11 protein-coding genes are annotated in these 11257 nt (G+C 62.3%); 5 read left to right on the top strand and 6 right to left on the bottom strand.

Translation table 11 applies throughout. The features are described from left to right. Positions 1 to 71: 71 nt before the first annotated feature. From B2S33_RS05780 to hslO, 3 genes are all read right to left on the bottom strand, one after another. Positions 72 to 509, bottom strand: coding sequence for an acyl-CoA thioesterase (locus B2S33_RS05780; protein WP_288650050.1), 438 nt, complete (start codon positions 507 to 509; stop codon positions 72 to 74). A gap of 135 nt (positions 510 to 644) precedes the next feature. Beyond that, positions 645 to 2186, bottom strand: coding sequence for a phosphoenolpyruvate carboxykinase (locus B2S33_RS05775; RefSeq protein ID WP_023535742.1), 1542 nt, complete (start codon positions 2184 to 2186; stop codon positions 645 to 647). 179 nt (positions 2187 to 2365) lie between these two features. After that, positions 2366 to 3265 (bottom strand): Hsp33 family molecular chaperone HslO, encoded by a 900-nt coding sequence (hslO, locus tag B2S33_RS05770; RefSeq protein WP_028688178.1) that lies wholly within the window; start codon positions 3263 to 3265, stop codon positions 2366 to 2368. A 105-nt stretch (positions 3266 to 3370) separates the two neighbouring features. Between hslO and B2S33_RS05765 the strand changes: the two genes are divergently transcribed. Further along, positions 3371 to 4165, top strand: a complete 795-nt coding sequence (locus B2S33_RS05765) for a phosphatase PAP2 family protein (RefSeq protein ID WP_027914117.1) — start codon at positions 3371 to 3373, stop codon at positions 4163 to 4165. Positions 4166 to 4190: 25 nt separating this feature from the next. Here B2S33_RS05765 and B2S33_RS05760 read toward each other — a convergent pair whose 3' ends face one another. Continuing rightward, a complete protein-coding gene (locus B2S33_RS05760; protein ID WP_027914118.1) occupies positions 4191 to 4592 on the bottom strand; it encodes an RNA-binding S4 domain-containing protein in 402 nt (133 codons plus the stop codon). 109 nt (positions 4593 to 4701) lie between these two features. On the opposite strand from B2S33_RS05760, the gene B2S33_RS05755 reads away from it, so the two are divergent. Then, entirely contained in the window at positions 4702 to 5184 is a 483-nt protein-coding gene (locus tag B2S33_RS05755; protein ID WP_023535750.1) for an ATP-dependent zinc protease, read from the top strand. Beyond that, entirely contained in the window at positions 5181 to 6086 is a 906-nt protein-coding gene (gene rimK, locus B2S33_RS05750; RefSeq protein WP_027914119.1) for a 30S ribosomal protein S6--L-glutamate ligase, read from the top strand. The genes B2S33_RS05755 and rimK overlap by 4 nt, the downstream gene beginning before the upstream one ends. 82 nt (positions 6087 to 6168) lie before the next feature. Here the strand turns inward: rimK and B2S33_RS05745 are convergent, their stop codons facing one another. Further along, positions 6169 to 7482, bottom strand: a complete 1314-nt coding sequence (locus B2S33_RS05745; protein WP_027914120.1) for an ATP-binding protein — start codon at positions 7480 to 7482, stop codon at positions 6169 to 6171. A gap of 13 nt (positions 7483 to 7495) precedes the next feature. Then, entirely contained in the window at positions 7496 to 8236 is a 741-nt protein-coding gene (ompR, locus tag B2S33_RS05740; protein ID WP_027914121.1) for a two-component system response regulator OmpR, read from the bottom strand. A gap of 216 nt (positions 8237 to 8452) precedes the next feature. Between ompR and B2S33_RS05735 the strand changes: the two genes are divergently transcribed. Together B2S33_RS05735 and B2S33_RS05730 are read left to right on the top strand one after the other, a co-directional pair. Next, positions 8453 to 10777, top strand: coding sequence for a Tex family protein (locus B2S33_RS05735; RefSeq protein WP_027914122.1), 2325 nt, complete (start codon positions 8453 to 8455; stop codon positions 10775 to 10777). Continuing rightward, positions 10777 to 11160 carry a PaaI family thioesterase gene (locus B2S33_RS05730; protein ID WP_110607267.1) on the top strand — a complete coding sequence of 128 codons (384 nt, stop codon included), beginning with the start codon at positions 10777 to 10779 and terminating at the stop codon, positions 11158 to 11160. The genes B2S33_RS05735 and B2S33_RS05730 overlap by 1 nt, the downstream gene beginning before the upstream one ends. Positions 11161 to 11257: the final 97 nt, after the last annotated feature.

Below are 11257 nucleotides of genomic sequence, written 5' to 3'. Positions count from 1 at the left end.
GCGGCCTTGTGCCGCGATGGGTCGCGGAGCGGCCCTAAATGAACAGCATTACGCCTTGAGGCGGGGTTTTTTCATGGGGCCTGCTCTGCAAGCGCCGCTAACCTGGCCGCCAACTGCGCCGGCAGCGCAACCGGCTGGCCACTGGCTCGGTCAATGAAAACCTGCACCACCGTCCCCGCCGCACAAGCCTGGGATTCACCAGGACGATACAGCGCCAGCCGGTACTCCACGGTGCTCCCAGCCAGACGCGTCACACCCAGCGCAACCTCCAGTACGTCCGGAAAGCCCGGCAGGGCATAGAAGTCCGACGCCGAGCTGACCACGAACGCCGCCAATGCGCCGTCGCGCAGATCCAGTCCGGCTTGCTCAATCAAAAAGGCCTGAATGACCGTTTCGAAATAAGCATGCACGGTCGAGCCCGCGATATGGCCGTTGGCGTCGTTGTCTTGCGCGCGGGTCAGGATCGGATGCACGTGAGAAAAGGCAGTGCGCTGAGGAGGCTGGATCATCGGGCAGGCTCGCGGTTTCACATTGGATGGACACAGTGAATCAGAAAATGAGCCGTTTGACCGAACTAACCTTTTTGAAGCTCCCAGCAAAAAGCCGCCTCGAAGGGCGGCTTTTTTACTACAACCTGCTTCAGCTTACAGTTGAGGACCCGCAGCCTTGATGGCATCGGACACATCGAACTTCTTGAAGTTTTCGATGAACAGGTTGGCCAGGCCTTTGGCGGCTTCGTCGTAGGCAGCCTTGTCAGCCCAGTTGGTGCGCGGGTTGAGCAGGTCAGTCTCGACGCCTGGTACCGACTTCGGTACGTCCAGGTTGATGATGTCCAGGTGCTCGGTTTCAGCACCGACCAACGCGCCGCTCTGGATGGCAGCGATCACGGCACGGGTGGTCGGAATGCTGAAGCGCTTGCCCACACCGTAGCCACCGCCCGTCCAGCCGGTGTTAACCAGGTAGACCTTGGAGTTGAAGCCGTTGATGCGCTTGATCAGCAGCTCGGCGTATTCACCAGCAGGACGCGGGAAGAACGGCGCGCCGAAGCAGGTGGAGAAGGTCGACTTGATGCCGCCGCCCGAGCCCATTTCGGTGGAGCCGACCAGCGCGGTGTAGCCGGACAGGAAGTGGTAGGCCGCCTGCTCGTTGTTCAGGATCGACACGGGAGGCAGTACGCCAGTCAGGTCGCAGGTCAGGAAGATGACCGCGTTCGGCTCGCCACCCAGGTTCGCCTCGGAGCGCTTGGCCACGTGCTCCAACGGGTAGGCGGCGCGGCTGTTCTGGGTCAGGCTGACGTCGCTGTAGTCGGCGTGCTTGTTGGCATCGAGCACGACGTTTTCCAGCACGGCGCCATGCTTGATGGCTTTCCAGATGACCGGCTCGTTCTTCTCGGACAGGTCGATGCACTTGGCGTAGCAGCCACCTTCCATGTTGAAGACGACACCTTCACCCCAACCGTGCTCGTCGTCACCGATCAAGTAACGGCTCTCGTCAGCCGACAGCGTGGTCTTGCCGGTGCCGGACAGACCGAAGAACAGGGTGACATCACCCTCTTCGCCGATGTTGGCCGCGCAGTGCATTGGCAGTACGTCGGCAGCCGGCAGCAGGAAGTTCTGTACCGAGAACATGGCTTTTTTCATTTCGCCAGCGTAACGCATGCCAGCGATCAGCACTTTCTTCTGGGCGAAGTTGATGATCACGCAACCATCGGAGTTGGTGCCATCACGCTCAGGCTCGCAGACGAAGTTGGCGACGTTGAGGATCTGCCATTCGCCACGGCCAGCCGGGTTGAACTGCTCCGGGTTGATGAACAGGCAACGACCGAACAGGTTCTGCCAGGCCGTCTGGGTCGTCATCTTGACCGGCAGGTAGTGCTCGGCCGCCGCCCCTACGTGGACGTAGGAAACGAAGTGATCCTGGGCGTTGTTGAACGCCTCGACGCGGTCCCACAAGGCATCGAACTTGTCGGCCGGGAACTTGCGGTTGATCGGGCCCCAGGCGATGGCGTCCTGGGTGGAAGGTTCTTCGACGATGAAACGGTCAGCCGGGGAACGGCCGGTACGGTGGCCGGTCTCCACGACCAGTGCACCCGTGTCGGCTAGTACACCTTCACCGCGTTGCAGCGCTTCTTTTACCAGCTCATCGACGCTCAGGTCGGTGTACACGGTGTTGTTGGCTTGCGTCATGAGATACCCCATCCGGCCCGAGGCCGAGTGCTCCAAACGTTTTGTAGTCGTTTCAGAAAAACTACTACAGCGAAAAAAGTGGCCGGATTATGCCAGAAACGCCCAAAAAAAGTAGGCCCCTCCTGTCAGAACCGAGCTTTTGCGCAATTCGACAGGAGAATCTCCTGTAGTGAAACGTTTCAGTGAAGAGTTTCTGAGGCAGAGTCCGTGCCGCCGCCCGCAAAGAGCTGTGCGACATCGCTGGCATCGAAGAAATACCGCTCATTGCAGAACTGGCAGTCGATCTCCACCGTACCGCCGCATTCCTCCACCAGCGCCTTGGCATCGGCTTCGCCCAGGCTTACCAGCGCATTGCCGGAACGCTCGCGCGAGCAGCTGCAATTGAAGCGCAGGGGCTGAATGTCGAACAGCCGCACGGCATCTTCGTGGTACAGGCGGTGAAGCAGGGTTTCGTTGGCTTCCTCCCACTCTTGCGGCTTGAGGGTCTTGGCCAGGGCCACTACATGCTGCCAGCTGTCCTCACGTTCCTCGTCATCAGGCTGACGGTCACGCGGCAGTTGCTGAAGCAGCAGACCACGGGCCTTGCCGGCCTCGGCGTGCAGCCAGAAACGCGTGTTCAGCTGTTGGGATTGCACGAAGTAGTTGGTGAAGCATTCCGAGAGGTCGGCGCCGTCTAGTTCGACAGTGCCCTGGTAGCGCTGGCCCCTGACCGGATCGATGGTCAGCGTCAGGTGCCCGCCTGGCATCAGCTCGGACAGGGTGGCATCGGCTGCAATCTGGTCGGCCTCGTAGCGGGCCATGCCACGGATGTCGCGGTCCCCGGAGCACTCGACCATCAGCAAGGGGATAGGCCCTGCCGAGCGCGCCTGCAGGATCAGCAGGCCGTCGAACTTGAGGGCACCGACCAGCAGCGCGGTGGCGGCCATCAGCTCGCCGAGCAAGGTCTTGACCGGCGCCGGGTACTCGTGACGCGCCAAAACCGCGGCGTAGCTGTCATCGAGAGACACCCACTCGCCGCGCACATCGCGCTCGTCGAAGATGAAACGTTGGGTGAAATCTGTATCTGGCAAATCGCTCATGGTTGTCTGGCTATCTGAAAATAATGACAAGATAATTGCCGGGATTTGCAATCCCGTCGTCGAGCGTTTCGGGCGCTCATTCCCGTTAGGAGATCGAGGTATCTTATGGACAATCGACCACTGTTCCAAGCGAGGTGGTCCTGGGGGCCATTGGTAGCCTGTACGCTACTGCCCATCGCACTACTGTGTTTCTGGTTATGGCCTGTTGGCCAGATGCTGTGCCTGGCATTCGACGAATGGCTGTTCCACAGCCTCAATGCACCGCTGGCTGAAAACACTGCCTGGCGCTACATCTGGACCGTCGGCAGCCTGCGCCCGTTCGACATCGTCGTCGGCCTGATCCTGCTGGCCACGCTGATCCGCGGCGACTGGGTGTTCAAGGCTGCCCAGGTTCGCCAGGCATTTTTCGGCTTTCTGGTCACGCTACTGCTCTTAGTGGTGATTCGGGCACTGTTTTCCAAGTGGGTCGACGCGGCCGGCTGGCAACACAACAGCCCGTCGATGATGCTCGATGGCGCCGTTCACCTGAGCGACTACTACCCACACCTGGAGGCAACCTGGGAGCTGAAGGACCGTTCCAGCAAGAGCTTCCCGGGCGATCATGCCTCGGTATTGCTCATCTGGGCGTTGTTCATGAGCGTCTTCAGCCGCCGCGTCGGGCAGTACCTGGTGATCTGGGGGCTGGCTGTGGTGTTCATGCTGCCACGCCTGGTCGCTGGCGCACACTGGGGCCAGGATGACTACATCGGCGGCCTGTTGATGGCGGTGCTGGCACTGGGCTGGAGCCTGTATACGCCCCTGGCGGCCAGAAGCAGTGCTGCGCTGGTGCGCTGGACCGCTCCGCTGTTCAGGCTGTTGGGCAGGTTGCCGCTGGTCGGCCGAATGGCCGTGTTGCGCTGAGGCCTGGGCCGCCATGCGGCCACAGCTACTCGAAGCTTCCGTGCAACTGATGTATCTGGCGGCGCTGCTTCTTGGTCGGCCGCCCATCGGTGGTGACACCGGTGGCACCGGCCTTGCGCAGCGCCGCAGCCTGCTCGCGCCGGCGCACGCTTTCTTCGGTTTCTTCATACAAAGCCTGCGCTTCAGGCGCACCGCGGCGCACCGCCGACAGCGCTTTTACCACCACCGTGCGCTCGTCGAAGCCTGTACGCAGAACGAATTCATCGCCCACCCGCGGCTCCTTGCCCGGTTTGCATCGCTCACCACGGCAATGCACCTTGCCACTTTCGATGGCCGCCTTGGCCAGCGCACGCGTCTTGTAGAAACGCGCTGCCCACAACCACTTGTCCAGGCGAACCTTGTCGTCATCTTCGACTTTCTGTGCCATCCCGATACCTCGAATTCCGTGATTGGGGGAACTGTACTACCGTAAGCATCGGATGCAAAAATTCCCCGCCATGCTTACAGTTCACTCTCTCATCCGCTGGGTGCGTTTCGTGAAGACATTTGATCATCTGACTGTAATTGGCCTGCGGGAATGGGTAGCCTTGCCCGAGCTGGGCGTGGCAGGGTTACGCGCCAAGATCGACACCGGCGCCAGCACCTCCAGCCTGCATGCAACCGAGATAGAACCTTTCGAACGCAATGGCCAGCCGTGGGTCCGATTCACTGCGCACCTGGGTTCGATCGTGCAATTGCGTCACCGCCGCTGCGAGGCGCCGCTGGTGAGCATGAAAACCATCCGAAGCTCCAATGGCCACGCCCAAACCCGTTATGTCATTCGCACCACGCTCGCGTTGGGTGACAGGGTATGGGCAGTCGAATTTACCCTGGCTTGCCGCAAGAGCATGCGTTACCGCCTGTTGCTGGGTTCCAAGGCCCTGATTCACGGCCAGTTGGTCGTCAATCCGGGCCTGAAGTACGTACAAGACAAACCTGCCTTTCCGGCCACCCACACTACCTTGACAGGTGCTGCATGAAGATCGCTGTGCTTTCGCGTAATCCGCGTCTGTATTCCACCCGCCGCCTGGTCGAAGCCGGTACCCAGCGTGGTCACGAGATGGTGGTGATCGATACCCTGCGGGCCTACATGAACATCGCCAGCCACAAGCCGCAGATTCACTACCGCGGCAAGCCACTGGAAGGGTTCGATGCAGTCATCCCGCGCATTGGTGCCTCTGTCACTTTCTATGGCTGCGCTGTGCTGCGCCAGTTCGAAATGATGGGGGTGTACCCGCTCAACGAATCGGTCGCCATCGCACGCTCGCGCGACAAGCTGCGCTCGCTGCAATTGCTGTCGCGCCGTGGCATTGGCCTGCCGGTCACCGGCTTTGCCCATTCGCCCGATGATATTCCGGACCTGATCCAGATGGTCCACGGCGCCCCGCTGGTGATCAAGGTCCTCGAGGGCACCCAGGGCATTGGCGTGGTGCTGTGCGAAACCACCAAGGCGGCCGAATCGGTGATCGAAGCCTTCATGGGGCTCAAGCAGAACATCATGGTGCAGGAGTACATCAAGGAAGCCGGTGGTGCCGATATCCGCTGCTTTGTGGTGGGTGACAAGGTGATCGCCTCGATGAAGCGCCAGGCCAAACCAGGCGAGTTCCGCTCCAACCTGCACCGTGGTGGTGTTGCCAGCCTGATCAAGATCACCCCGGAAGAGCGCATGACGGCCATCCGTGCAGCCAAGGTGATGGGCTTGAGCGTGGCCGGGGTCGACATTCTGCGCTCCAACCACGGCCCACTGGTGATGGAGGTGAACTCGTCACCGGGGCTGGAGGGCATCGAGGTGACTACCGGCAAGGACGTCGCCGGCATGATCTTCGAACACCTGGAGAAGAACGGCGGGCCCAACCAGACCCGGACCAAGGGCAAGGGCTGATCACCCCGCTGGCCGCCTGCCAGGCCCGCCGGCTTCCTCGGGGCTGATCGCCCCTTGGAAGCACGCCAGGCCAAGCTTGCGGTCAGACAGCGTTGCGCGGCAACAGCAACCCCAAGGGTAACCGTACCCGCGCTTCGATACCGCCTCCGGAACGATTGCGCAGTTCGACGTTTCCGCCATGCTGGGCGGCAATTCGCTTGACGATGGCCAGGCCCAGCCCGGTGCCTTTGCCGCCTCGCGCACGGTCACCCCGAATGAACGGGTTGAAGATGGTCTCGAGCTCGGATTCGTCGATCCCTGCCCCCCGATCAAGCACGCTCAGTACCACGTACGGGGCGCTTTCATCCCCCGAGACATAGGCTGCAACCTCGACGCCCTTGCCCGCATGGTGCAGGGCGTTGCCAATCAGGTTGCCCAGCATGCGCTTGAGCGATACCCGGCGCACTGGAAACGGCGGTATGGGCTCCAGGCACAGCCGAACACGCTCCTCGGGCTGGTTGTAGGGTGCAACCACTTCACGCACCAACGCTGCAAGATCGACTTCTTCGAGGGGTTCGTCACGCCCGTCGCGAATGAACGCCAGGAACTGGTCGAGAATGGCGTCCATGTCTTCGATGTCGCGCACCATGTCGTCGCTCAGCTCACTGTCGCTGCCGAGCAGGGACAGTGAAAGCCGCAGCCGGGTCAGCGGGGTGCGCAAGTCGTGGGACACGCCGGCCAGCATCAACTCGCGCTCGCGCCCGGCTTGCTCGACGTCCTCGGCCATCTGGTTGAAGGCTTTGTACACCTCGGTCATTTCGCTGGGCGTGTCGCTGACCGGCAGGCGCACACTGCGCCCCTGGCCAAGCTGGCGCGCGGCGAACACCAGGCGTTTGAGCGGCTGGTTCAATTGACGCACGAATATCCAGGCCGATGCGGTGGACAGCAAGCCGATGGCCAGGAACCAGCCCAGCACGTTCCAGATTTTCTGCCCGCGCAACGGGTGGGGGTACAACGGCACCTTCAACCAGCCCGGGCCCAGGCTGGGCGCGTTGACCCACAAGGCAGGCGGCGCATGGATACGCAGCCGTACCTCGGTGTCCTCGCCAAGCTCGGCCTGCATCTGCCGTTGGTAAATCTCGCTATAGGGCCAGTGTTGCTCGCCCTCGGGTACGCCTGCACCGGTCACCCGGATCAGGCCTGCCGCTTCGGCGATCTGGTCACGGTTTTCTTCGTCGGCCGCCCAATAGGCGCGCAAGGTCAATGCCACGCCGTGGCTGTACTGGCGATCGACCAAGACGTCCTCGTTCATCAGCAGGTAGACCAGGGTCAACGCCTTGGAGAACAGAACGACGATCAGCACCAGCCACAAGGTGCGCGCGAAGAAACTCTGCGGAAACCACAGCGGCGTCTTCATCTAGGCAGCAGCGTCATTTGCCGGCGTTTCCGTCCGGTACGAACACATAGCCCACACCCCATACCGTCTGGATGTAGCGCGGTTTGGACGGGTCTGGTTCGATCATGCGGCGCAGGCGCGAGATCTGTACGTCGATGGAGCGCTCCAGCGCATCCCATTCACGCCCGCGTGCCAGGTTCATGAGTTTGTCGCGGGTCAACGGTTCGCGGGCATGCATCACCAGGGCCTTGAGCACAGCGAATTCACCCGTGGTGAGCATGTGCACTTCGTTGCCACGCTTGAGTTCGCGGGTGGCCAGGGACAGCTCGTAGTCGCCGAAGGTGACCGACTCGTCCTCGCTGCCCGGCGCACCGGGTACCGAAGGCGCCTGACGGCGCAGCACGGCCTTGACCCGGGCCATCAGCTCGTCGGGGTTGAATGGCTTGCCGAGGTAGTCGTCGGCGCCCAGTTCCAGGCCCTTGATGCGGCTGAGCTCGTCACCCTTGGCCGTGAGCATGATGATGGGAATCTGGTTGTTGTGCTGGCGCAGGCGCTTGCAGGCGGACAAGCCGTCTTCGCCCGGTAGCATCAGGTCGAGCACCACCAGGTTGAACACTTCACGCTGGAGCAGGCGGTCCATCTGCTCGGTGTTGGGGACCGCGCGGGCACGATAACCCTTGCTGGTGAAGAAACGTTCAAGCAGGCTGCTGAGCCCTGGATCGTCATCGACGATCAGAATTTTTTCACCTTCAGCGGTAGTTGGCGTGCCGGTCATGAATTACTCCTCTGGTATCGCTGCGCATTATGGCGTAGCCGCTACAACGCGTGCCGTGAGCATTGTTAGCAGATTTTTCCCGGGACGCCACTTCCAACTGGCGCCAGGCCATCACCGCAAGCTGTTTGCGATGGGTATAATGCGCCGCTTTCATCCAGCGCCGTCGGGCGAAAGGCCCACCGGCGACTCCGTATTCAAGAACGTCAGGTGGTTTACATGGACAGCATCAACAGCCGTATCGCCGAGGAACTGGGCGTACGCCCACAACAGGTCGAGGCGGCCGTGGGCCTGTTGGACGAAGGCTCTACCGTGCCTTTCATCGCCCGTTACCGTAAAGAGGTGACCGGTAGCCTGGACGACACCCAGCTGCGCCATTTGGAAGAGCGCCTGCGCTACTTGCGCGAGCTCGACGAGCGTCGCATCAGCATCCTTGCCAGCATCGAGGAGCAAGGCAAGCTGACGCCGGAACTGGCGCGCGAGATCAAGCTGGCCGACACCAAGACGCGCCTCGAAGACCTCTACCTGCCCTATAAGCAAAAGCGCCGCACCAAGGGCCAGATCGCCCTGGAAGCCGGTCTGGGCGAGCTGGCCGACAGCCTGTTCGCCGACCCGTCCCTGGTCCCGGAAAGCGAAGCGGCGCGCTTTGTCAGCGCCGACAAGGGCGTGGCAGACGTCAAGGCTGCGCTGGAGGGGGCCAAGTACATCCTCATGGAGCGTTTCGCCGAAGATGCAGCCCTGCTCGACAAACTGCGCAGTTTCCTGAAGCAGGAAGCGGTGCTCAGCGCACGCGTGGTGCCCGGCAAGGAAGAGGAAGGTGCCAAGTTCCGCGACTACTTCGCCCATGACGAACTGCTGCGCAGCGCGCCGTCGCACCGCGCGCTGGCGATCTTCCGCGGGCGCAACGAAGGTGTACTCAGCGCTTCGCTGAAAGTGGGCGAAGAGCTGCCGGGTACCCTGCACCCGTGCGAACTGATGATCGGCGAGCACGTCGGCATCGAGAACCGTGGCCGCGCGGCCGACAAATGGCTGGGTGAAGTGGTGCGCTGGACCTGGAAGGTCAAGCTCTACACCCACCTGGAGACCGACCTGTTCGGTGAACTGCGCGACAATGCCGAGGGTGAGGCGATCAACGTCTTCGCCCACAACCTGCATGACCTGCTGCTGGCAGCGCCCGCTGGCCCGCGCGCCACGCTGGGCTTCGACCCTGGCCTGCGCACGGGCTGCAAGATCGCCGTGGTCGATGCCACCGGCAAGCTGCTCGACTACACCACCGTGTATCCCCATGCACCCAGGAACGAATGGGACCGCACGCTCTCGGTAATGGCTGCGCTGTGCGCCAAGCATTCGGTCGAGCTGATCGCCATCGGCAATGGCACCGCCAGCCGCGAGAGCGACAAGCTGGTGGCTGACCTGGTCAAGCAGTATCCTGCCCTGAAGATCACCAAGGTCATGGTCTCCGAAGCCGGCGCCTCGGTGTACTCGGCATCGGAGCTGGCGGCCCGGGAATTCCCCGATCTGGATGTGTCGATCCGTGGCGCGGTCTCGATTGCCCGTCGTCTGCAGGATCCACTGGCCGAGCTGGTCAAGATCGATCCCAAGTCCATCGGCGTGGGCCAGTACCAGCACGACGTGTCGCAAGTGAAGCTGGCACGCGGCCTCGACGCCGTCGTCGAGGACTGCGTGAACGCCGTTGGCGTGGACGTGAACACCGCGTCGGTCGCCCTGCTCACGCGTATTTCGGGGTTGAACACGACCCTGGCACAGAACATCGTCGCCCATCGCGATGCCAACGGCCCGTTCGCCACCCGTGCAGCCTTGAAGAAAGTCAGCCGGCTGGGTGAAAAAACCTTCGAGCAGGCCGCAGGCTTCCTGCGCGTGATGAACGGCGACAACCCGCTGGACGCGTCTGCCGTTCACCCCGAGGCCTACCCGCTGGTGCAGCGCATCGCCGCCAACACCGACCGGGACATCCGCTCGCTGATCGGGGACAGCAGCTTCCTCAAGCGCCTGGACCCAAAGAAATTCACCGACGAAACCTTCGGCCTGCCCACGGTGACCGACATCCTGCAGGAACTGGACAAGCCTGGCCGCGACCCGCGTCCGGAGTTCAAGACGGCCACCTTCCAGGACGGGGTCGAGGACCTCAAGGACCTGGAGCCTGGGATGATCCTGGAAGGCGTAGTGACCAACGTCACCAATTTCGGCGCCTTCGTGGACATCGGCGTGCACCAGGATGGGCTGGTGCATATCTCGGCGCTGTCGGAAAAGTTCGTCAAAGACCCACGCGAAGCGGTCAAGGCCGGCGATGTGGTCAAGGTCAAGGTCATGGAAGTGGACATCCCGCGCAAGCGTGTCGGCCTGTCCATGCGCATGAGCGATACGCCGGGCGAGAAGGTCGAAGGCAACCGGGGTGGCGGACGTGGCCAGGGGGGTGGCCGTCAACAGCCAGCGCCCCGTCAGCGCGAGACCGCCACTGCAGCGCCGGCCAACAACGCCATGGCTGCCCTGTTCGCCAACGCCAAGCAGTTGAAGAAGAAGTGATGGACGTGGCACCCGAGTACGTGCAAAGCGCCTTCAGCCAATTGCTGGGCTGCAGCCTGCAACGCCTGGAAGGGGGCGTTGCCGAGGTGAGCCTGGCGGTGGCGCCGCACCTGCGCAACCGTGGCCAGAAGCTTCATGGCGGGGCGATCTTCAGCCTGGTGGACATCACCATGGGGCTGGCCTGCTCGTCCAGCCACGGCTTCGACCAGCAGAGCGTCACCCTCGAATGCAAGATCAACTACCTGCGCGCCGTCAGCGATGGCGAGGTGCTGTGCACCGCTCGGGTGCTGCATGCAGGCAGGCGCACGCTGGTGGTCGACGCTGACGTAGTCCAGGACGACAAGCTGGTGGCCAAGGCGCAAGGAACCTTCGTCGCGCTCTAGCTCACAAAGCATTATCTGCGGTAACTTCGGCAGTGCGCGCGCACTGCTGGGGCCGCGGTAAACCAGGCGACAACGCCCGTTCCCTTCCCCCTACCCT

The organism is Pseudomonas sp. UBA5568, from assembly GCF_002425525.1.
GTDB classification, from domain to species: Bacteria; Pseudomonadota; Gammaproteobacteria; order Pseudomonadales; family Pseudomonadaceae; genus Aquipseudomonas; species Aquipseudomonas fulva.
This window is presented reverse-complemented; position numbering and strand designations above follow the sequence as displayed.